Origin of the sequence: Janthinobacterium sp. JC611 (genome assembly GCF_018682595.1) — a bacterium.
In the GTDB taxonomy this organism is placed as follows: domain Bacteria; phylum Pseudomonadota; class Gammaproteobacteria; order Burkholderiales; family Burkholderiaceae_D; genus Janthinobacterium.
In genome coordinates this window covers 1-19,961 of the sequence record NZ_JAFLJN010000006.1, presented here as the reverse complement: position 1 = coordinate 19,961, position 19,961 = coordinate 1, and the positions used below count along the sequence as shown (strand labels likewise).

Here is a 19,961-nt window from a genome sequence, read left to right as displayed (position 1 = left end):
GCAGACACAGCCATGCCCATACGCCTGATCGTCGGCCTCGGCAACCCGGGACCCGAATACGAACAAACCCGCCACAACGCCGGCTTCTGGCTGGTGGACAACCTTGCCAACAGCTTGCCCGGCACGCGCTTGCAGCGTGATTCGCGCTACAACGCCATGCTGGCCAAGACTTCCATCGGCGGCAACGAAGTCTGGCTGCTCGAACCGCTGACCTTCATGAACCGCTCGGGGCAGTCCGTGGGCGCGCTGGCGCGTTTCTTCAAGATCGCCGCCGATGAGGTGCTCGTCGTGCACGACGAACTCGATCTGATGCCCGGCATCGCGCGCCTGAAAAAGGGCGGCTCGGCCGGTGGCCACAATGGCTTGAAAGACATCACGGCCGCGCTGGGCACGCAGGATTACTGGCGCTTGCGCCTGGGCATCGGCCACCCGCGCACCCTCAGCCTGCAGCAGCAGGTGGCTGACTTCGTGCTGCACCGTCCGCGCCGCGAAGAGCAGGAACTGATCGAGCAAGCGATAGAAAAATCCTTGCAGGTCATGCCGCAGATCGTCGAGGGCAAGTTCGAGGCGGCCACCATGAAATTGCACACCGCCTAGTTATTTCCCCGCCTTGCCGAAGCCGGCCATGATGGTTTTCGCCATCTGCTGCTGGCTGGCCTGGGCGCTGCTGCCTTCGCCCGCGTTGGCGGCGATCAGCAAGCCGTCGCCGCTGCCGGGCGCCAGCGCGATCAGCGCATGCCAATAGCCGTTCGACCCCAGGTGCGTGAGCACGCGCTGGGGCGCTTGTGGTGGAAAGTGCATCACGCCCCAGCCCAATGCCGCATTCGTGTCGCCCTGCGCCGTATGCAGCAACACATACGTTTCCTGTTTCAGCAGCTTGCCCTTGCCCTGCTCGCCGTGCAGTTGATCGAGCGCAAACTTGGCCCAGTCTTGCATGCTCAGGTGAATTTCCCCATCGGGCGCCATCATCAGCGGATTGCTGGCCATCAAACCGGCGATCGGCTTGTTTTCCTTGTGGCCCAGGTTCTGTCCCCGCACGGTGGGGCCGAAGGCGGCCCGCATGCCCAGCGGGCCGAACACTTCCGCCTGCATCAGCTCTTCATACGTCTTGCCCGTGACCCGCTCGGCGATGGTCGCGGCGATCATGGCGCCGCTGTTCGAGTAGTGCGATTCGCCGCGTGGCGCGGCCACCGGCGCGTCGGCCAGCGCGCGCTGCGCGTATTCCAGGCGCAGCACGGGCAAGGGACGCGTGTCCGTGTAGGTGGAATTGATCCATGCCTCATCGGGATTGGGCGGCAGGCCGGCGCGGTGCGACAGCAGATCCATCAGGTTGACGTCGCGGTACTCGGCGCGCATGCCGCCGGCCAGCGCGGGCAGCATGCTGGACAGCGGCGCATCCCACGACAGCACGCCACGTTCCACCAGCCGCGCGATCAGGGTCACCGTCATGGCCTTGCCGTCGGAGCCGATATTCCACACGTCATCGGCGCGTACGGCATCGTGGCCGTCATTGGCGCGCACGCCCGCCTGCGCCTGCGCATCGATCTTGCCATCGCGGATCACGAGTATGGCCATGGCCGGCACGCTCTTGTCGGCCAGCGCCTGCTGCAGCATGGCATGCAAGTCATGGGCGCGGGCGGCGCCGCTGAGCAAAAAGGCGGTGCTGCAAACGAGCGAGGCAAGCAGGGTTTTCATGGTGTCTCCAGTCGATAGGGTAGGGTGAATATGTTAAAATAGTCGCAAAACATGATTTAATTATTGTTTTACGATAATTTATTCTAACCATACTTGACGCTTTCGTATACTTTTAAATATGCAAAAAAATCAGACGGGGCCGGCGGCGCTGAGCCGGCGCGTGCGCTACGGCGTTTCGGGATTCTTTCTGCTGTACCTGTTGCTGACGGTGCTGGGCTGGCTGGCGCCCGCGCCTGCCGTGCAGGGAGCGGTCGGCGGCGCCGGCATGTATGAATTGTTGCTGCAATTGCAGAGCCAGCCATTCGAGCGCCTGGCCGCCATGACCCTGTGGCAGCGTGGATTGGGCCTGGCGCTGGCCTTGCCAGCCTTGTGCGTGCTGGGCGACGCCGTGCGCCAGCTGGCCCTGGTCTTGCGCCAGTTCGAACAGGGCGTGTATTTCACGCCGCAGGTGGCGCGGCACTTTCGCCGTTTCGCCGGAGGTTTGCTGCTGGGAACGGTGTTGACCTTGCTGGAACCCACCGTGCGCGGCATGCTGTTTGGCTTGCTGGAAGAGGGGACGAGCCAGCTGCGCCTGGTCGTCGACATCACGGGCGGCGACCTGTGGACCTTGCTGCTGTGTTCAGTTTTCTTTGCGCTGGCGCAAATCCTGCATGAAGGCCAGCGCCTGGCCGATGAAAACAGCGAGTTCATCTGATGGGCATCGTCGTGCGTCTCGACCTGGTACTGGCCAGGAAAAAAGTGAAATCGAAAGAGCTGGCCGCCTTTATCGGCATCACGGAACAGAACCTGTCGCTCTTAAAGTCGGGCAAGGTGCGCGGCGTGCGCTTCGATACCCTGTCGAAAATTTGCGAAATGCTCGAATGCCAGCCCGGCGACCTCCTGGAATTCGATGCGTCGCAGCCGGACGACGGAGATGGCGACAGTTAGCGTCGCCATCCCGGTTTTTTTGAAGAGTAGGGTGCATAGAGGTACAATTGACCCTTAGAGCATGAATACAGCAAGATTATCCAGAAAACGCCCGCAACGGCCGTTTTGCACCAGCCGCTTGCCGGCAATATTGATTATTTAAAGGTTTTCCATGAGTCTCCAATGCGGTATCGTCGGCTTGCCGAACGTCGGCAAGTCCACCCTGTTCAATGCACTGACGAAAGCCGGCATCCCGGCTGAAAACTATCCGTTCTGCACCATCGAGCCGAACGTCGGCGTCGTCGAAGTGCCGGACCCGCGCATGGATGCGCTGGCCGCCATCGTCAAGCCGGAACGCATGGTCAACGCCATCGTGGAATTCGTCGACATCGCCGGCCTGGTGGCTGGCGCATCGAAAGGCGAGGGCCTGGGCAACCAGTTCCTGTCGCACATCCGCGAGACGGACGCCATCGTCAACGTCGTGCGCTGCTTCGAAGATGACAACGTCATCCACGTGGCCGGCAAGATCAACCCGCTCGACGATATCGAAGTCATCCAGACCGAACTGGCGCTGGCCGACATGGGCACCGTGGAAAAAGCCATCCACCGCGAAAACAAGAAAGCCCGTTCGGGCGACAAGGACGCGGCCAAGCTGCTGGCCATCATGGAACGCATGATGCCTTACCTGAACGATGCCAAGCCCGTGCGCGCCATGGGCCTCGATGCCGATGAAATGGAACTGATCAAGCCCTTGTGCCTGATCACGGCCAAGCCGGCCATGTTCGTGGCCAACGTGTCCGATTCGGGTTTTACCGACAACCCGCTGCTGGACCAGCTGACCGAATACGCGAAATCGCAGAACGCGCCCATCGTCGCCATCTGCGCGGCGCTGGAAGCGGAAATCGCCGACCTGGACGACGCCGACAAGGGCGCTTTCCTGGCCGACATGGGCATGGAAGAGCCGGGCCTGGACCGTTTGATCCGCGCCGGCTACAAGCTGCTGGGCCTGCAAACCTACTTCACGGCGGGCGTGAAGGAAGTGCGCGCCTGGACCATCCCCGTCGGCGCCACGGCGCCGCAAGCGGCCGGCGTGATCCACACCGACTTCGAACGCGGCTTCATCCGCGCGCAAACCATCGCCTATGACGACTTCATCGCCTACAAGGGCGAGGCGGGCGCCAAGGAAGCGGGCAAGATGCGCGCCGAAGGCAAGGAATACGTCGTGAAGGATGGCGACGTGCTGAACTTCCTGTTCAACGTCTAACTTGTCACTGCTGTTTCAACGGGTATCATATCGTTTTTCATACCCGTAAAAAACAACATTTTTACCCATGAAAAGCCGCGAATTTCGCGGCTTTTTTGTTTCCAGGTGTTTCACGATATTTCATGTGTATTCACAGAAATCACGGGTATGTAGGTGGGTACAACCTCTTGTTGTTGTGAAAAATGGTGGGTACAATCAAGAATCATCTCTAACCTGTGAAACTTGATGCTGACTGATGCACACTGTCGCAACGCGAAGCCCCGCGAAAAGCTGTACCGGCTCAACGATTTTAAAGGTCTTTACCTTGAGATAAAGCCTACCGGAGTGAAGGCGTGGCGCTATCGTTTCAAGTTGAACAGCAAGGAGTCCTTGTTTGCACTGGGGAACTATCCTGATGTCAGTCTGGCCGATGCGAGGGATGCGTGTGGCGAAGCTCGTAAGCTCGTTAAACAGGGCATAAGCCCTGTTCAGAACCGGCAGCTTGAACTTGTGAAGCGGGAACTGGACTCCGGCAATACCTTTGAGGTAATTGCTCAGGAATGGTTGGCGCTGAAGGACTGGGAGGATGTCACTAAGACGCGCCGGCTGGACATGCTTCAGAGGGTGGTATTTCCATCAATTGGCAAGTTGCCAGTGCGTCAGATTACGTCCGCACATATCCTTGATATCCTAAATAAAACGGTCGCACGTGGTGCACCAACGGTTGCTGCTGAGGCGAAGCGAACCATGTCATCAGTGTTTGAGCTTGCAGTTGCAACGTTGCGTGCAGATACGGACCCCGTATGGGCGGTACGTAAGGCGTTGCCACCAAATAAAACACAACACAAACGAGCTTTGTCGGTTGAGGAAATTGGCAAGCTGCTTGTTGATTTTGACGGTCACGGAGGCAACTTTCAGACGCTTAATGCATTTCGCTTGATGTGGCTCACATTGGTGAGACCTAACGAGTCAGTCCAAGCTGAATGGGAAGAATTTGATCTTGATAGTGCGCTTTGGAAAATCCAGGCACAACGGATGAAAGCACGTCGCGAACATGTGCTGCCGTTGCCTGAGCAAGCCGTAAAGTTGTTAAAAGCAATGCGGCCAATAACGGGCCACACTAAGTACGTATTTCCCAATCGTGATGATCGTGCCCGCCCTATGGCAGACGCTGCATTGCGGCAGGCGCTTAAAAAATTAGGTTGGGCAAAGAAATATAGTCCGCATGGCACTAGGACCACTGGAAGCACTCGTCTAAATGAGCTGGGCTATCGACATGATGTAATTGAGGCTCAACTCGCGCATGCGGAACCGAACGCAGTACGGCGTACCTACAATCATGCGACATACTTGGATGAACGCCGAGGCATGATGCAGGATTGGGCTGATCTACTGGATACTTGGAAAGCAAAAATATGAATTTTCCGAAGTTCGCGTCGCAACTTGGGATCGATGTTGATAGTCCAATGGCCGGGCTGGTCGAGAGTGTATTGAGAGCTTGTGAAACCTACAAGGTTCCTAAACGTGAAGAGTGTGTGCGCGCTTTCGTGTCGCTTGCTGATTACGCAAGGATGCTCCTTGAGGGGCGAGTCGAGTTCACTTCGAGGCAACGAGATAAATTTAGTGATATTCGTGACCTTGCCGGAAAGCTCAAGGAAAAGATGGATGAACTAAGCGACTCCGAGGCTGACGCCTTAGCACTTTGCAACTTGTCTTCGCTAAACCTCACGCATGACTTTGCTGGAGCACTAAATGTTGCCAGCAAAGCAGTCTGTGGGCTTCGAAGCAAGCGTGAGGTGATTACCTTTGTCGGGAAGCGTTTTGTTGTCTTATGTCACGAGTATCAAATACCCGTTAGGTGGAGCAAAGATCTTTATAACTGTTCCAAATACTGTTCAGCGCAATTTCTTGCTGCATTAATTGAGGCGGCTCACGTACCTTTTAGTGGTGATGAGGGGAAACGTACAGCCGCCCACAGCGCTAATAATTGTCTATATACACTGTCAAAGGGCTTCGAGTGGAGCTTCGCCGATGAACTTCACGGAGTTCTCGAATTCGGAGTCGTTTACCTGGATAGGATTGTTCGCGAAAATGACCTCCTTGAAGATTTGCCACGGTTTGCTCGCTAGGTTTAACGGCCAGCGGGTCTAGATGGGTTATGAATATGAAATTTCCAGTTTGCGATGCAGCTGAACTGGTCCACGACATTCGCGACTGCCCTAATTTTTACAAGGGGGAAATCGTCGCCATTTCAGCATCGATGTGTATTCGTTCAGACTTGAGCTGACACATCACGTCAGGGAACTGGCCTCAAACGCCCCTAAGCAGAAGTAGTCCAGGTTGCTTTGTCGAACGTAAAAAACGGAGGGGGAGTAGCACCCCATTCAGGAGTTTCAAGTCCCAGCTCGATTGGCCCGAGAAATAATGCTACGTTCCAACCACGTCTATGGACGGTGCTGCCGTACGCAACTCCATCCAGAGCTCCGCCTGAAAAGTCATAGTCACGCATGAACTCGGTGACAACTTGAGAGGGTAGGTAGTCGATGTGAACTTGGTTATTGCGCGCTACTGGCTTCATGATGTCGTTAGCGAAGTCATGCAAGAAGCTCAATGTAAGGGTCAACGTGCGCGCTTCTTCTGAGAACAGGGTCGGCACAGGCGGCAGGTCGCGTAGGTCCAGAATTCGTATAGGGCGAATCGAGCGCCAGAGCCCCATCTTTGCTTTCTCAGCACGTGTCTCCTTCAAAGCAGTGATTGCCGATGATGCGAGATAAAGCATCGGAATACCCGCTGGATTCATACGATTGCTCTGAAGAGCAAACTCGAGAGGAGGTGGGCCGAAATCCGACGCACTGACGTGCCCGCCTTTTGGAAGGTCTGGTCGCGCGCGCCAAAGCCTCAAACCGGCAGGAAGCTCCACAATCAAACCGAGTGCTTCACTTGCTCGTGCAATGCTACTCAGCAGTGACGCCGGGGTGAATGAATCTTGGTCATCTCTGCCGCTATTGTGAAAAAAGAATCTTCGTCTGTGCTTTACCGTATGGCAAAATGATTCCCAACTGCTCCACAACGCATGGTCAAGTTCAAGTGCGCCCACATCAAAGTCACACCACTGTTCGTCCGATATGGCGCCAGCGATCGCCGAGAACAGACTACCAGTATGGTCCCGAGGCAGTTCCAGCCCGACTCTGTCGAGCATCTCCCACGAATCCCAATGGTCCCCCAAATATCCCCCTTCTGCTGAGCAATACCCAAGCTGATTAACGGCTTTCCCGTAATAGCGCCCGATGCACTGATCAATGTAGGCCGCCACTTTGTGGAACTCCACTGTTGGGGAGTCGAACTTGCCACAGAATCCGCAACCACGAGGTCCTTCATGGTCCCGAATCCAGAGACGTAAATCTTGGTTGGAAAAGCAAGAGGAGCAGACGCGGTGTGGGTTCATATGTAGGGAAATGGTTGAAAAGGATATATCGCTTCGACTTACTGAGCTAGGACAACTTCATCCTATCTCGCAAAGCAACGACTTCAATAATTGTAGTAGGGTTCGCCTACCTTGAACGCAGTGATTGGCGTCCAAAAATGACAAACTTTCGCTTCCCTTGGCCTCTATTAAAGTGGAATTTGGGCGACCGGCTTATAGCCGGTAACGGTCATGTCAGAACTTTAACTCATCTGACAGCTTGTGTTCGGCCAAGTCTCAACGACTACAATTGCTGTGTAAATTTTCTCCACCCAAAGCCCCCTATGGGGAGAAATATTTTTTTTAAAACTACCTCTTAATTTTCGTCGTCCATAGCCAGAATGCCGCCACGATCAACTTGTTTCACGGTGGCTCATGCAAATCTTGCGTATCCCAGCTGTATGTCAAATGCTTGGTTTGTCTCGCGTTACCGTATGGCGACGTGTCAAACTTGATCCATCTTTCCCTCGCCCGGTACGCCTGGGCGCTTCCGATAAGTCTGCAGTTGGCTTTCTTCAGCACGAACTAAACGCTTGGATTGCGGGGAACCGTAATTGAAGCACTCTCAACTCAAGCCTGAGTGCTCGTTATCCGTCCTTCACGGAGAAAACGTTCTTACGCAGAACCGCGTTGGCCAAGCGATCAGTAGGATTGCGCAGTATTCCAATAATCAATCAGTCACCAGGTTGGAGTGGTGGTCGCACTCTGACCGTGCCGCTATGCGTGATGAGCCGCATTGGTCGCTGGTCTTCTCTCACATTTCACATGCTATTGGGGCCTCAGAATGAATTCTCCCCAAGACAACCTCCCGATCTGGAAGCGTAATTTGAAGAGCAACGGCTCCTCTATTCCTCCTGCTTGGGCAGCGTTTGCGTGCGACAGAAAATTTGAACCGCGCCTGTCTACGTTACTAATAAAAACCTCGTATTCCCAGATTTTTTCCTTTCGGATTATGTGTGGTGCAGACGTAATCGTGCAAGGGGAGGTGGAGGACTTCTTAGTATGCATCGCTTCTGCACAGGAAAAAAAGGCCGAATTGACCCATCTATTGCCGTTTAGCGATCTGCGTATTCAGTTCTACTACCCAAATGGCAAATCTATCCAGTTTGAGGTAGTTAAATTTGGTTTGGACGCACTGGATGCGCCCCCGCCGATGGATAAATCAGGCACTGCCACAGGCCCAAGTGTTGGGGAGGCTGTTGCTCGCCGTCGTGCCGTTGCACCGCAAGGTTCGAACGTACGCGCGTTAGCGCGTGCGGTCGAATTTTGCGGTGCGTCCGCCAAGGGCGGACGTGTTGGTGTTGACGTTGTTTTTTGTCAGGCGGGCGTGGTAGCACCGCCTGACAGTCTCACCGGTGAGACTTTTACTATTTACCGCGATGTTGGAAAGCCGGTTTAAAACTCATGGCATACGACACCATAAAACTTCGTTCTCCGTCGATGGATACCTCAATCATCGAACTCATTGAGCAGCAATGTTTGCGACGGTCTGGCGTGGAAATGTCCACGGGTGTTCTGAAGTACGAAATTTTCGCAGGCGAATTGTCTGGCTCATGGGATGCACGTATTTCCGTCATCCCGAAATACGACGAATTCGTCTATGACGAGCGCACTGGACGCACTGATCTCTGCCCGTGTGAGCCTTACGTGCTTATCGAGGCTTCTGTGCATAAGATTTTTCTGGGCCACAACGTTTATGGCGGTTCGTCCGATTTTCGTAAGGTTTGCAGCGACTTCGTCGCCTTGGTTGGCGATTTGCTACAGGTAGATTTTTTGCCTGCTTCTTATTGGACGGTACATCGAGTTGATGTCGCACAGACTTTTCGCTTGTCTATGCAGCAATGCAAAGAGTTTTTCCAGGGCATTCAGTTGATGAGCTTTCCACGTCGCAGTAGAGGGGCTGGCAAGTTTGATATGGCTTTTCACTTCCCGGGTAAGACCACCACAGTAAAGGGCTATCACAAGGGTACAGAGTTTCGCGTCCATGACAGGGGACGGTTACGAGGCTTTTTTTCGGAGCTGTTCATGTATCTGTACGTCACCGGTGATGCTCGGCGCACTGGCTCCGCTGATGTGAAGAAGGGCGATTGGGTGGAGCGTAAATTGGAAGCGCTTCAGCGATTGGCGGATAAGACGCTACGCCTAGAAGTGGGTATTCATAGCGATAAGTTTAAGTACGATTTTGGAAAAAATCCTCTGGTTTCTGAGGTGAATGACGCCTATTTAGAGGGTGTTTATGACAAGGAAGTGGAGAAGCTTCTTCGTGAAGGAAAACAGGGCATGGATACCGTACGCAAGACGACAGCGGTTTTACAACGATTAAAAAACATGTACGGCGATTCTAACGGCCTGCGGTTGTACGGCTTTTGGACCGTGATGTGTACTTTGGGTGACGAAGTGGCGAGAAAGCAGGTTCCGAAGGCTACTTTCTATCGTAATCGAAAGCTGCTTGAGGAGGCAGGTGTGTCATGGCGCGGAAGCGATGTCGTAGTTGTCGCAAATGACGGTGCCTTGCCCGCTGATTTTAGTCCAGTTAGGACAGACAAGCGGTTGCGTTTTATGCCGGCGCGCAATCGAGACGAGTATCAAGTAAGCCGGGAAATGATGCGCCTCGCGGCGTGAAAGGAAATGATATGGCAGAAGGCAATGTAATGAAGATCGAAGACAAGAAAAGCATGGCAGCGATGAGGTCGATGCACCTCGTTGTGTCTGGTCGTATCGAAGGCTCCAAGACCTACGAAGGTAAGCGTTACACCCAAGTGATGACGCCAGCAGCCGATGCTTATTCGCGGCCGCAGATGGTTGAGATTCGTAGCAAAGCTCGTCTGGGCGATAAGGGCGAGGAAATCTCCGCCCCCTGTGTGTTGGGCGGTTTCCAGCGCAAGCCGTATGAAACGAAGGATAAGCAAACCGGTGAGGTTGTGAAGGTAGTGCCGGTTGAGCATACGCTCGATCTCATCGAAGAATAATGGTTGCTAGGCGAGGAAGACATGGATGCTGTTTCATCTGAAGTTGTGATTTCAATTGGAGTTGTTGTCTTGTTCGCTCTCGGTTGGATTGCTGGAGGACAGCGGTGACTGGCCTGTTCAAGTCGCTCGGGTCGATCCTATTCCAGACAGGACTATTTGTGGCCGCCGTTTATCTTGTCAAGTACGTCATTCATCGGATCGTGGACCACAAATGACCATTTACCAAGTTGTAAGTTACTGCCTTACCGCGTTCGGCTTGGGGTACGCGGGTGGTGCGATTCGACGTATTGCGCGTCAGGCTATCGAGTCGCTTGATTAAGCCTGTGATTTTTCACGATAAAGCTTTCGAAGCACTCCCCGGCATTGCCAAACCGGGGTTTTATTAACGGCATTTTTTAGAGAGTCACACATGAAAGTAATCACTAAACAGGCGCTGGTCGCCGCTTCCGCAATGGCCGCTACCGGTGCAGCCTTCGCAGCTGGCGACCCTGGCGTCGAGGCCATTACCGCGTTGTCCGCGGTTGGGCAGACGTATATCACCGCCGCTTTTGCTGTCGCCGTGACGGTCGCTGGCGGCTTCTGGGGTATCAAGATGATGAAGAAGGCTTTCGGTAAAGCTGGCTAATCCTATTCTGGGATTCTACCTTCGGCCAGCGTTTAGCGACCCTGGCCGTTTTTTATGAGCTTCACGCTATGGCATCTATCAAGAAAATCATCGCTGTCACTCTTGTTTCCGCCGCGCTTGTGGTCGTTCCTATGCGCTCGCAGGCTATCGTCCCCATCATCGCGGCTTGGCTGCTTGAGCTGACTGGCGGTTCTATTCTGATCGGTGACTTGATTGCGGGCCAGACCGGCATCATTAGTGCGATTCTTTGGTGGGACTGCAATAAGTTCGCTTTGAGCGCGCCTTGCACCAGTAAGACGCCTATTGCTTCAACCCAGCAGCCGAAACCGGCGATTACGGTGAGTCTCAAGCCCGATAGCAAACGTCAGAATCCTGATCCGAAAAAGTTCAGTGATCCGGCAGCCGGTAGTGCCAAGCGCGATGTGACTCCTAAGTCCGTCATCGCTGCTTCTGGTAAAGGTCCTCCAGCTAGTGCCCAGGAAGTTCCTGGTGTTCCAGTTGGACCTTCCGATATCGGAGTGCTTAAGCAGGCGAATATCGGAGTCGCAGGTACGGATGCTGAAGTGCAGCGTGCTCAATACAACGGGTCATATTCCGCTGGCGGTCTTGTTACCGGGATTTTGGTCGTTCCCCAAAAATTACCGGCATCGCCGCTAGCCATTCCGTTCATTGCATTGCAAACCACGTGCGTGACTAAGAAGGATCAGGATTATCCAGATTGTGTCGGCCCTATACGTGCCACAGAGGATTATCTTCAGCAGTTCAACGGTGGCAAGTCTATCAGCCTGGCTGTGATCGAGTGCTGCACCGGTAATGTTTATCGTTATGTTAGTGTCGCCTACTTGTTCGATCGGGCTACAGATGTGACTTTGGCGTGTGATCCTGGCTATGTTGATAGTGGCCAGGACCGTAGCGGTAATTATCAGTGCAGTTTGACCGACATTAGCAAGGTAAAAAAGCCGATTGATACCACTTGTGAAGTGTTATTTGATCCGGCTACAAAGCTATTCATGACTGACAGGGCTAATCCAGCCTGTGACGGCATTGACGATACGTCCAAGCTGACGCTCTCATCTGCTGACGGTTCCAAGTCGGTTGAGGTCGGAGCAAACGTCGGTAATGGTTTTGATATTGGCATCACAAAGCAGGATGGTAGTAAGACCGGCCTTGACACTGGTGTATACGATCCAGGCACCGGTGGCTATGTCATCGTTCACGTCAACATTACGCCTCCCGAAAAACCTGACAACGGCTTGGGTTGTGGCGGTCCCGGTCAAGGCGCGTGCAGCGTTGAGTTTGCGCGTGACGATGTCACTAATATTAAGTCCAGTGATACCAACGCCGCCAACCGTACTGCGGACACGGGCATGAAGGGCAAGCTCGATGCGATTAGTTCAAGTCAGTTCAGCTGGTCTTTCATTCCCTCAATACCTACGGCGGTCTGTAAAAATCCGTCGCTCAAAAGTCCCATAGGCAACGTTACCATCAACATGGATATTTGCGTCTGGTTTGACCGTCTCTCGTTCTTTATCAACGCTGTGCTTGGTGTGCTGTGTGTTTACGGCTGCGTTAACCAAATTCAATCTGCCATTCGGGACTGATCGTGAGGCGACTCCCTTTCCTAATGCTGGGTTTGTCCGTCGTAGGCCTTGCAGCGACGGCCTCGGTCAATGCCCAGACCACTAGCACGGCATGTGGTGGTTCTTCGCAGCCTCGCTGTCAAATCACAGCACCTGCCGATCAAGCGACAACCGATTACACGAAATCGAACACGGACAATATTGGCGCTTGGAATACTTATTCTCAGTCGCAGATAAATGTCGCATCGAATCGTTTCACTTGGTCGTTTGTACCGAAAATTCCAACTGCGGCCTGCGTCAATCCCATGATCGACGGTCCCAATGGTAGTGGGGCTGTGATGATGGATATCTGCTCCCCGCTTGCCATCTTCCAGACGTTCATTAATGGCGTCTTGGCTTTCTTCTGTCTGCTGGGCTGTGTCCAGCAAATCCGGGCCGCACTGGCCGTCAACTAGGAGCATCATCATGTGGGCAACTCTTATTGGTTATCTCGGCTTCGAGAACACCGCCAAAGTTGGGATGCGCGTTTGGGCAGTCACCACGCTAACGGCGATGGTCGCCGCGCTGTGGGCCGCTGGCCAGGTCTGCGCAAACGTTGTTTGCGGTCCCGTCATTCAAGGCATTAGCCAGTCTCACCCTAACTTCGCAGTGGGCTTGTCGCTTGCATTCAACTCGGTCACGTACACGCTCGCCAGCGTTTATTGCAGCGTGTGGGCAGCATGCGCCCTATACACGTACAAGAAAACCATCCTCGACAAGCTGATTTGACATGTTCGTCTCTACGAGCTGGCGCGCCGCTCTATATGTCCGTCTAAAGGCGTGTCAGCTTTACATCTACAAGAAACTCACTTTGGATAAATGATGATAATTTTAAAATTCTTTCTGGTCTTTTTGTCTGGCTTGATTGTCGGTTTTATTTTCGGCTTGTTCTCGTCTAAGCGCTATTGGAGACCGTGACATGGCCGTCTACGCAATCACCGGAAAGCTCGGAAGCGGCAAGGGCAAGGGCGCGATGAAGTTGTTGCGCGACTACCTGCGCGCTGGCAAACGCGTTGCGACAAACTGTGACGTGTTCATGGAGCATATGATGCCGGTGAGGTCGAGGCAGCCCGTTATTCGTGTGCCGGACAAACCCACGGCAGCGGACCTGTACGCCATCGGCTCAGGCAACCGCTTCATCGACTTCGAGCCTGTGCTCAAATACACCGCCAAGGGGTTCGAGTACACGCCGCCCGCGCCGCAGCTTCTCCCCGGTTTCGACGAGTCGCACAATGGGGCGCTGTTCCTCGACGAATGCGCGTCCTGGTTGAATACCCGGGACTTCCAAGCTGGCGGACGGAAGGAGCTGCTGGAATGGGCGATCCATGCACGTAAGTACGGATGGGATGTGTACTTCATCTGCCAGAACATCAGCCAGATTGACAAGCAGTTGCGCGACAGCCTGTTCGAGTACGTGGTGCGTATGAGCCGCCTCGACCGGATGAAAGTGCCGTTTGTTTCGGCCGCCTTCAAGCTGATCACGGCTGGTTTCATCGACGGCTCACTGCCTCGTATGCATTTCGGCGTGATGCGCCTCGGTTGCTCTCCGGATGGCGTCGTAGCCGACCGCTGGCACTTCCGGGGTGATGACCTGAACCGGGCCTATAACACCACACAAGTGTTCTCGGACAGCTACCCGCATGCTATCCATTGCTTGCTGCCTAGCTGGCACTTGCAGTCACGTACCGGCATCCGTCCTGGCTTCGTTGGCCCTGTACGTATTCCCCAGGACTACGAACTTCTCGCAGTCCGCCCGATTCCTCCCGAACCACCGCATAAGCACATGAAAAAGTTTCTCGCAATCGCTCTAATACTTGGCCTCGTACTCGGGGGCGTAGGCTCCCATGTACTTGGATCGATGTTTTTTACCCCCTCTGCCACCGTGGCCGATGCTGCCAAGCCTGTCAAGTTTTCCGAGACCGTTACCGGCAAGGGGTTTCTCACTAATTCCGGTTCGGTGAGCGTGGTTCTTTCCGATGGCCGTGTTGTATCGCCGCTGCGCTTCAAGTCTGGTGCCAGCGGTTGGGAAGCCGAAATCGAGACAGGTCTGTGGGTCAGAGGAGGTGCGCAATGAGACGCTTCCTGTCTGCCCTGATCCTCGCCCCGGTCTTGGCGTTTGCCGCACCTGCTTCGGCTCCGGTTTCATTGAGCTTCGATGCCACGCCGCTGATGGCGTTCGGCGAAGCTATGTTTAAGGCTATCATGCATCGGGACTTCGTGGTATCACCCGACGTTATCGGAATCGACAAAAGAATTACGATCAAAGTAAAGAACATCGACCTCGCCGAGCTGCCACGCTTCGTTGAAGACCTACTGCTTCGCGAAGGAATTGCGACAACGCTCAAGGGCGGTATTTACTACTTGTCGCTGAACCGTGAGAGCGGCCCTCAGGATGTCATTGCAAGCCAGCAGCTACCTGCTCACTCCGCTAGTCAGGCAATGAGCCTCAGTAGCCCGCAAATCGCGCCGATTGGTATCGATGGTCACGTGATGCAAGATGCCGCAGGTTTTCAAACGCGGAAAGAAGACGAAGAATCGGAACTCTTTGCTCCCATTCACCGGACCAGCGAATTTGTGAGCGCAGTTGTCGCCGCTGGTTTCGGTGCTAAGGCAGCCACCGTCGCTGGCGAATTGGTGGTGCTTACTGGCTCAAAAGCAGCTGTTTCTAAGATGCTTTTGTTGTGCCGCAGTCTTGATACGCACGCCAAGATGGTCGACGTCTCCGCATCGTGGATTGAAGTCACTAACAGCAGCGGCTCTGGACGTGGCATTTCATTGGCGGCATCCTTTCTGGGGGCCAAGCTGGGAGCCTCGCTCGGTACAACTAATTCGGGTTCGGTCATCAGTCTGAAGAACACACGCTTTGAGCTGGTGATCGATGCGCTGAACAGCGATACACGTTTCAAACAGGTTACGAACAGCCGTCTTGTTGGCTATGACAGGACCAAGCTTAAATTGACGGTGGGTGACAAGACGGCCACTGTTTCCAGTAGTGGCAACGATAATGCAGGCAATCGGGTTCAAAACATCGTGTATACGCCGTCCGGGGTCATCATTGACGCCTTGCCTCGCGTATTGGGGAGCGGAGAGATTAGCCTGGACGTGGATGCGCAGATCAGTAGCTTTAAAGCAAATAGTAGCGGGCTTGTCGGGTCCCCGACACTCATCCTGCGCCAGTTGACCACCACCGTAGGTCTTAAAGATGGTGACGTAATGCTGCTGGGCGGATTGCAGGATACCCAGTCGTCGGAATCGAAATCCGGGTTGAGTTTCCTGCCTGCATCCTGGTCCGCTGGGTCGGACAGTAAGACTCAGACCGATCTAGTGCTCGTGGTATCTGCAAAGGTCTTAGAGGACTAGGGTAAATTGTATTGCTATTTGCAATAGCTGCAACAGGCTGATGAACGAACGTTTCATCGCCGTATGTTGTTGCAATTCTGGGATTATCATGGGATGGTTGGACGGGGTAAAGGCTCAACTAAATGAGGATGGCAACTAGGCTCAATCACGACGCGCACTCGACTTCTGAGTGTTTATTCGTACATATTTCGGGCTTCGTCCGTCAGGAAAATTAGAAGGCCTTGACCGGTTTTATCAACGAGAATTTGCCGTGAAAAGTCGCGAATGCCTAGCTGTCGGCACTGACGCCGATTCGACCAATGCTAGGGGAAATCGTTGCCCTATGCCAATTATCCAAGGGGAAATAATGAAAACATATGTTCACCTGACTGATGCCGGTTTCGCTGCCAAGATGGAAGATGGGCGTTGCATCGAGCGCTTCGATTTGCTTGACCTGGCTCATGAACTACATGTCGCTGGTGTAAATGCTGACGATGTGTCTTGTGACGATTGGCGCGAAGGAGAACATGTTTTGATGTCAGGCCAACAGGTAGCCTTGAAATCTGAGTTGCACCGACTCGGGTTGCGCACATGATTCTATTCTTGGGTGTTGCGGCTGAAGTCGAGTTGTCCCTGAGCGTCAAACCCGAGTGGCCCTAGTAATCTGAGTGTTTATTCGTTGCATTCTGAGTGTTTATGCGTATACCGTCTCAGCCTCATCGGTCATCTTAATCTTTAATTCGCGCGCGATGCGCGACACCGAAGCGCCTTCGATCAAGGTACGCAGCGCACCGCTTCGCGTTTGAAGCCATCGCTGTGCTGGCGATACGGGCCGCGTTTGGCCTGGATGGGGAGTGGTTGAATTATTGTGTCCATAAATAAATTTGTGGACACAATCAATTTGCATCCCAAACGCCGTCATGGGCGGCAAGGCCGTTCACGTACAGACGGCGCTGGGAGGACACCCTCGAACTATGTTCCAGACGAAAGGTTCTGTTTTCAGTACTGCGGAACTGAGCTACGATACCTCGCTTCTCTCTGGACTTACGAGATAGAAAGGGCGTCGTTGCAGCAGTGACGGGTACCTTATTTTGCAAAACTCGGGGTAAAAGGAGAGGAGACAAGAAAGCGCGCCAGCGGGCCGGTCTTTCGCTTTAGCGGCCTGATCCCCGTGAAGGGGATCACTTGATGCGTCATGGCGCCCCTCCAGGGCGACAGCCGTTGTCTGGGGAATCGTCAACTAAGTGCCAACCGCATCAGAGAAACGTTTGACGCGGCGACTAGCTTCTATAGTGAGACTGAAGCGCCCCCACTTTTTTGGGGCAAATGGTCAACTTAGGGCATTCAACAGTTGACTTTGATGACGACGATTACTAGTAATATACTCGGCACTGCGTTGTACAGTGCTGAGCAGTTCTATGGTTTGACAAGACTGCCCAAAAAACCGCTCCATTCTTTCGCTACTCCTTCGAACGAATCATGCACCCAAGTCGGAATTTCGCTAATCGCAGGAATCGGTATGTCCTTTAGAGTTCGATTGGCTTGACGACCGTAATTGAACCTGTATTTATTTGCGCGAATGCACATGCAATAGTACAGTTTTTGCTCGAGCGACATCTCTAACTTAGGACGTAAAAAATATAAATCTCGGCCGGAGTAAAAAGGCTCTAATTGCACAAACGTTTCGAGAACAGAGCCGCCTCCGGCTACAGTTAGCACACCTGCTTCGATAGGGGTGACATCGGAAATCACCTGAACTTTCCCTGTGACGCCATTATTCTTTGCAGAGCGTCCAACAAAATTGATGCCGTTTGCGTCGCGAATTAATTTATTAAGTTCTAAGTTAACGCCGTATATAACATCAAAAAGCTCTGATATCGGAACGAGTTTCATTCGTCCTCTCCCTCTATTTCTTCATCTGATTCTGCCGCTTCGTTTACCAAACGGCTCAAAAGGAATTTCTTTACTGTACGCTCGAAGGAAGCCTTGCCTAGGTGAGCGTAATCTGTTTCAAGATATGCCTCAGCGCACCACTCATCGGATGCGGATACATGCTTTGTTACACTGGTTCCGACGATAACTTCACGATTCCTGAACATGTCTACCCAGCTGTCTCTAATTAAAGGCCAGCGCTGGTCTGGGTCAATGCGACCTCGGTGCCTAACTACTGAGTAGCCGTCGTCTTTCCAGTAGCCAAACCAAGTCTTCTTCTTGCTAGTAGCATGAGGGACATGGGCCGTAAATACCATAATGCATGTTATCGTGCCGACCGGATAAAATAGCAGGTCGGGCATAGACATTACCGCTTCGAGTGTATGATGTTTCAGTAGTTCCCCCTTGGCGGTATGAGGGGCTATTGCGCATGACATCGGCATAATTGCTACGCCAACACCATGTGGCCCTAGGCAGTCCAGCATATGTTTCGTAAAGTACAGCTCATGCAGGCTCGCGTCGCTTTGCGAAAACGGAGGATTTAACATCCCCGCCGTCGCTGCATGTTTTTTTATTGCTTTGGTAATGGCAGTGTCAAAGCAGGAGCCTTGATAAAGATTTGCCTTCCCATCACCCCGAAGAATCATATTACTAGCTGCAAGCGCGAACATATTCGGTTGCTGCTCGACACCTATTAAGCCATTTGCTTTAATGGTTGCTCTATCTACTTCGGTAATTGCATCTCGAATCATGTGGTGCATAGCAGAAACAAGGAACCCGCCAGTTCCCGCGCAGATATCTAGCACTTTGCTATTTTTGTCCACGTTCGCCAGCAGGGCAAATAACTCAGTAATGTGGCGTGGTGTTAAAACTATACCAAGTGCCTTTTTATCGCCACTGGTATATTTCAAGAATTCGCCGTAGAACTGCCCTACCACATCGAAATCGTGGTAAACACTGATGAAGGGCCAGACTCTTTCGTTTAATGCCTTCACCAATTCATGCAAAATTCCTTTTGGAAACTGGGAAGTCGCACGACCAAGCTCAGGGTGCACCGCAATACTTGAGTATGGCTGCACCATGTTGTCTTTTTTAGCTTCCGGTATATCCGCAGAACGAATTTCGTCTTTTATGACACGCATCCATTCGCGTTGTAAGTTTTCCGGGCTGTGAGCGTGATAGCTTACTGAAAACGCTTTGTTACGAAGAGCTATGAGAGTGCCACTTACTAGCAACGGCTTCTCACTCTCTGTCAGTTTTGCGTGGTCGCGCATGAATGCATGAAGTTCACCAGCAAAGCTCATCAATTCACCAAAGCGCAGCTTTTGCACTTTTGGGTCGAAAGTAGCATGTTCGACATAATCTGACCATCCGATTATGTTATTGATACTTTTCCCGTCTTTTGTTACCAGTGGCGAAGGGCGCGGCGCACCCTTTGTATGAAGATATGTCGATACCTTCATGCTACTTTTCGTCTCTCCGCTTACTGCCACGGCTATAACGTTAAATTCCTTGGATAAATGACGCGCGTAATGTAAAGCACCATCAGCTGCGAAGCGTTGAATTCGTTTGACAGCGTCTACATCAGTTTCAGACAGGTCTATACCTTCGATGAGTTCATCTATTCTCGAACTAGCGTGATCTTTAACGTCGGCTTTGCATTCAAAAATAACAATAATATCCGGAGTAACGATATCGCTAATTATAAATTCCGGGGCGCCGATGCCACCCTTCCCTGATTTGCTGGCCGCCTTGAGCAATTTTCGGACTGCATCGGAGTTGCTTTTCTGCTCCTCTACTGCGATGGTGCCTTCTTCATCATAGTAGTTTAGTGCCATCAATGAATTGCGGACTAAGTTCTCGGTTTTCCTCTCATTTTTGGACTTCGAGAGTGGTTTTATTGTGGGAAGCGACATGGATTTCTAGAGTGCTGGCGGCTTACATGCGGATTGCTTGGCACCAATTGTGAACGCGTAAGTATATAGCAGATAACTACGTCGTTAGCTAGGGGTAAAGCGCTGCCATGACCCCGGCGGCGAGGGTGGAGCACTTGCGTAGCACATCCGCCGCGCCTAGTCTCGGTATCATTGAGCAAGCTGGAGCTAGTCAAAATGCCCGGACATATGCCCTCCGATATCGTAGCCCGCGCAGTCGCCGGAAATTTGCATTG

At 53.1% G+C, this 19,961-nt stretch carries 22 protein-coding genes; 18 read left to right on the top strand and 4 right to left on the bottom strand.

Annotation, left to right across the window (positions count from 1 at the left end; translation table 11 throughout):
- The first annotated feature begins 12 nt into the window (after positions 1-12).
- Positions 13-597 (top strand): aminoacyl-tRNA hydrolase, encoded by a 585-nt coding sequence (gene pth / locus J0O65_RS06560; protein ID WP_215405280.1) that lies wholly within the window; start codon positions 13-15, stop codon positions 595-597.
- On the opposite strand, the gene J0O65_RS06555 is transcribed toward pth, so the two are convergent.
- Positions 598-1,695, bottom strand: a complete 1,098-nt coding sequence (locus tag J0O65_RS06555) for a serine hydrolase domain-containing protein (RefSeq protein WP_215405278.1) — start codon at positions 1,693-1,695, stop codon at positions 598-600. It lies immediately after the preceding gene.
- Between the two features lie 118 nt (positions 1,696-1,813).
- Here J0O65_RS06555 and J0O65_RS06550 point away from each other — a divergent pair, with 118 nt between their 5' ends.
- The 5 genes from J0O65_RS06550 (at position 1,814) to J0O65_RS06530 (ending at position 5,973) form a co-directional block, all read left to right on the top strand.
- Complete coding sequence (locus J0O65_RS06550) at positions 1,814-2,389, top strand: DUF2975 domain-containing protein (protein WP_215405276.1); 576 nt, start codon at positions 1,814-1,816, stop codon at positions 2,387-2,389.
- A complete protein-coding gene (locus J0O65_RS06545; RefSeq protein WP_215405274.1) occupies positions 2,389-2,622 on the top strand; it encodes a helix-turn-helix domain-containing protein in 234 nt (77 codons plus the stop codon). The genes J0O65_RS06550 and J0O65_RS06545 overlap by 1 nt, the downstream gene beginning before the upstream one ends.
- A gap of 151 nt (positions 2,623-2,773) precedes the next feature.
- Entirely contained in the window at positions 2,774-3,865 is a 1,092-nt protein-coding gene (gene ychF, locus J0O65_RS06540; RefSeq protein WP_215405272.1) for a redox-regulated ATPase YchF, read from the top strand.
- Between the two features lie 225 nt (positions 3,866-4,090).
- Positions 4,091-5,263: a tyrosine-type recombinase/integrase gene (locus J0O65_RS06535; protein ID WP_215405263.1), complete on the top strand. Its 1,173-nt coding sequence runs from the start codon at positions 4,091-4,093 to the stop codon at positions 5,261-5,263.
- Positions 5,260-5,973: a hypothetical protein gene (locus J0O65_RS06530; protein WP_215405261.1), complete on the top strand. Its 714-nt coding sequence runs from the start codon at positions 5,260-5,262 to the stop codon at positions 5,971-5,973. The genes J0O65_RS06535 and J0O65_RS06530 overlap by 4 nt, the downstream gene beginning before the upstream one ends.
- Positions 5,974-6,164: 191 nt before the next feature.
- Here J0O65_RS06530 and J0O65_RS06525 read toward each other — a convergent pair whose 3' ends face one another.
- Positions 6,165-7,289, bottom strand: a complete 1,125-nt coding sequence (locus J0O65_RS06525) for a HEPN-associated N-terminal domain-containing protein (RefSeq protein ID WP_215405259.1) — start codon at positions 7,287-7,289, stop codon at positions 6,165-6,167.
- Between the two features lie 393 nt (positions 7,290-7,682).
- Here J0O65_RS06525 and J0O65_RS28240 point away from each other — a divergent pair, with 393 nt between their 5' ends.
- The 12 genes from J0O65_RS28240 to J0O65_RS06465 all read left to right on the top strand — a co-directional run bounded on the left by J0O65_RS28240 (position 7,683) and on the right by J0O65_RS06465 (position 16,454).
- Positions 7,683-7,865, top strand: coding sequence for a helix-turn-helix transcriptional regulator (locus J0O65_RS28240; protein ID WP_215405257.1), 183 nt, complete (start codon positions 7,683-7,685; stop codon positions 7,863-7,865).
- A 226-nt stretch (positions 7,866-8,091) separates the two neighbouring features.
- Positions 8,092-8,706: a hypothetical protein gene (locus J0O65_RS06515; RefSeq protein ID WP_215405255.1), complete on the top strand. Its 615-nt coding sequence runs from the start codon at positions 8,092-8,094 to the stop codon at positions 8,704-8,706.
- 5 nt (positions 8,707-8,711) lie between these two features.
- Positions 8,712-9,929 carry a phage/plasmid replication protein, II/X family gene (locus J0O65_RS06510; RefSeq protein WP_215405253.1) on the top strand — a complete coding sequence of 406 codons (1,218 nt, stop codon included), beginning with the start codon at positions 8,712-8,714 and terminating at the stop codon, positions 9,927-9,929.
- 29 nt (positions 9,930-9,958) lie between these two features.
- Complete coding sequence (locus tag J0O65_RS06505; RefSeq protein WP_251373553.1) at positions 9,959-10,276, top strand: single-stranded DNA-binding protein; 318 nt, start codon at positions 9,959-9,961, stop codon at positions 10,274-10,276.
- Positions 10,277-10,297: 21 nt separating this feature from the next.
- Positions 10,298-10,384 (top strand): tail virion protein G7P-2, encoded by an 87-nt coding sequence (locus J0O65_RS28235; RefSeq protein ID WP_353056158.1) that lies wholly within the window; start codon positions 10,298-10,300, stop codon positions 10,382-10,384.
- Between the two features lie 301 nt (positions 10,385-10,685).
- A complete protein-coding gene (locus J0O65_RS06495) occupies positions 10,686-10,901 on the top strand; it encodes a major coat protein (RefSeq protein WP_215405249.1) in 216 nt (71 codons plus the stop codon).
- A 68-nt stretch (positions 10,902-10,969) separates the two neighbouring features.
- The gene (locus tag J0O65_RS06490) at positions 10,970-12,502 is read left to right on the top strand and encodes a hypothetical protein (RefSeq protein WP_215405247.1); all 1,533 of its coding nucleotides are present in this window, start codon (positions 10,970-10,972) and stop codon (positions 12,500-12,502) included.
- 23 nt (positions 12,503-12,525) lie between these two features.
- Positions 12,526-12,936 (top strand): hypothetical protein, encoded by a 411-nt coding sequence (locus tag J0O65_RS06485; protein WP_215405245.1) that lies wholly within the window; start codon positions 12,526-12,528, stop codon positions 12,934-12,936.
- A 10-nt stretch (positions 12,937-12,946) separates the two neighbouring features.
- Entirely contained in the window at positions 12,947-13,249 is a 303-nt protein-coding gene (locus J0O65_RS06480) for a hypothetical protein (RefSeq protein WP_215405243.1), read from the top strand.
- Positions 13,250-13,439: 190 nt separating this feature from the next.
- Positions 13,440-14,594, top strand: a complete 1,155-nt coding sequence (locus J0O65_RS06475; RefSeq protein ID WP_215405241.1) for a zonular occludens toxin domain-containing protein — start codon at positions 13,440-13,442, stop codon at positions 14,592-14,594.
- Complete coding sequence (locus J0O65_RS06470) at positions 14,591-15,880, top strand: type II secretion system protein GspD (RefSeq protein WP_215405239.1); 1,290 nt, start codon at positions 14,591-14,593, stop codon at positions 15,878-15,880. The genes J0O65_RS06475 and J0O65_RS06470 overlap by 4 nt, the downstream gene beginning before the upstream one ends.
- A gap of 169 nt (positions 15,881-16,049) precedes the next feature.
- Complete coding sequence (locus tag J0O65_RS06465; RefSeq protein WP_215405237.1) at positions 16,050-16,454, top strand: hypothetical protein; 405 nt, start codon at positions 16,050-16,052, stop codon at positions 16,452-16,454.
- An 821-nt stretch (positions 16,455-17,275) separates the two neighbouring features.
- Here J0O65_RS06465 and J0O65_RS06460 read toward each other — a convergent pair.
- The gene (locus J0O65_RS06460) at positions 17,276-17,752 is read right to left on the bottom strand and encodes a restriction endonuclease subunit S (RefSeq protein WP_139842484.1); all 477 of its coding nucleotides are present in this window, start codon (positions 17,750-17,752) and stop codon (positions 17,276-17,278) included.
- Positions 17,749-19,707 carry an HsdM family class I SAM-dependent methyltransferase gene (locus J0O65_RS06455; protein WP_215405236.1) on the bottom strand — a complete coding sequence of 653 codons (1,959 nt, stop codon included), beginning with the start codon at positions 19,705-19,707 and terminating at the stop codon, positions 17,749-17,751. The genes J0O65_RS06460 and J0O65_RS06455 overlap by 4 nt, the downstream gene beginning before the upstream one ends.
- Positions 19,708-19,961 lie beyond the last annotated feature (254 nt).

Bases quoted from the DNA above. Each gene is read 5' to 3' on its own strand.
- pth (WP_215405280.1), top strand. From the start codon at position 13: ATGCCCATACGCCTGATCGTCGGCCTCGGCAACCCGGGACCCGAATAC.
- J0O65_RS06555 (WP_215405278.1), bottom strand. From the start codon at position 1,695: ATGAAAACCCTGCTTGCCTCGCTCGTTTGCAGCACCGCCTTTTTGCTC.
- J0O65_RS06550 (WP_215405276.1), top strand. From the start codon at position 1,814: ATGCAAAAAAATCAGACGGGGCCGGCGGCGCTGAGCCGGCGCGTGCGC.
- J0O65_RS06545 (WP_215405274.1), top strand. From the start codon at position 2,389: ATGGGCATCGTCGTGCGTCTCGACCTGGTACTGGCCAGGAAAAAAGTG.
- ychF (WP_215405272.1), top strand. From the start codon at position 2,774: ATGAGTCTCCAATGCGGTATCGTCGGCTTGCCGAACGTCGGCAAGTCC.
- J0O65_RS06535 (WP_215405263.1), top strand. From the start codon at position 4,091: ATGCTGACTGATGCACACTGTCGCAACGCGAAGCCCCGCGAAAAGCTG.
- J0O65_RS06530 (WP_215405261.1), top strand. From the start codon at position 5,260: ATGAATTTTCCGAAGTTCGCGTCGCAACTTGGGATCGATGTTGATAGT.
- J0O65_RS06525 (WP_215405259.1), bottom strand. From the start codon at position 7,289: ATGAACCCACACCGCGTCTGCTCCTCTTGCTTTTCCAACCAAGATTTA.
- J0O65_RS28240 (WP_215405257.1), top strand. From the start codon at position 7,683: ATGCAAATCTTGCGTATCCCAGCTGTATGTCAAATGCTTGGTTTGTCT.
- J0O65_RS06515 (WP_215405255.1), top strand. From the start codon at position 8,092: ATGAATTCTCCCCAAGACAACCTCCCGATCTGGAAGCGTAATTTGAAG.
- J0O65_RS06510 (WP_215405253.1), top strand. From the start codon at position 8,712: ATGGCATACGACACCATAAAACTTCGTTCTCCGTCGATGGATACCTCA.
- J0O65_RS06505 (WP_251373553.1), top strand. From the start codon at position 9,959: ATGAAGATCGAAGACAAGAAAAGCATGGCAGCGATGAGGTCGATGCAC.
- J0O65_RS28235 (WP_353056158.1), top strand. From the start codon at position 10,298: ATGGATGCTGTTTCATCTGAAGTTGTGATTTCAATTGGAGTTGTTGTC.
- J0O65_RS06495 (WP_215405249.1), top strand. From the start codon at position 10,686: ATGAAAGTAATCACTAAACAGGCGCTGGTCGCCGCTTCCGCAATGGCC.
- J0O65_RS06490 (WP_215405247.1), top strand. From the start codon at position 10,970: ATGGCATCTATCAAGAAAATCATCGCTGTCACTCTTGTTTCCGCCGCG.
- J0O65_RS06485 (WP_215405245.1), top strand. From the start codon at position 12,526: ATGCTGGGTTTGTCCGTCGTAGGCCTTGCAGCGACGGCCTCGGTCAAT.
- J0O65_RS06480 (WP_215405243.1), top strand. From the start codon at position 12,947: ATGTGGGCAACTCTTATTGGTTATCTCGGCTTCGAGAACACCGCCAAA.
- J0O65_RS06475 (WP_215405241.1), top strand. From the start codon at position 13,440: ATGGCCGTCTACGCAATCACCGGAAAGCTCGGAAGCGGCAAGGGCAAG.
- J0O65_RS06470 (WP_215405239.1), top strand. From the start codon at position 14,591: ATGAGACGCTTCCTGTCTGCCCTGATCCTCGCCCCGGTCTTGGCGTTT.
- J0O65_RS06460 (WP_139842484.1), bottom strand. From the start codon at position 17,752: ATGAAACTCGTTCCGATATCAGAGCTTTTTGATGTTATATACGGCGTT.
- J0O65_RS06455 (WP_215405236.1), bottom strand. From the start codon at position 19,707: ATGTCGCTTCCCACAATAAAACCACTCTCGAAGTCCAAAAATGAGAGG.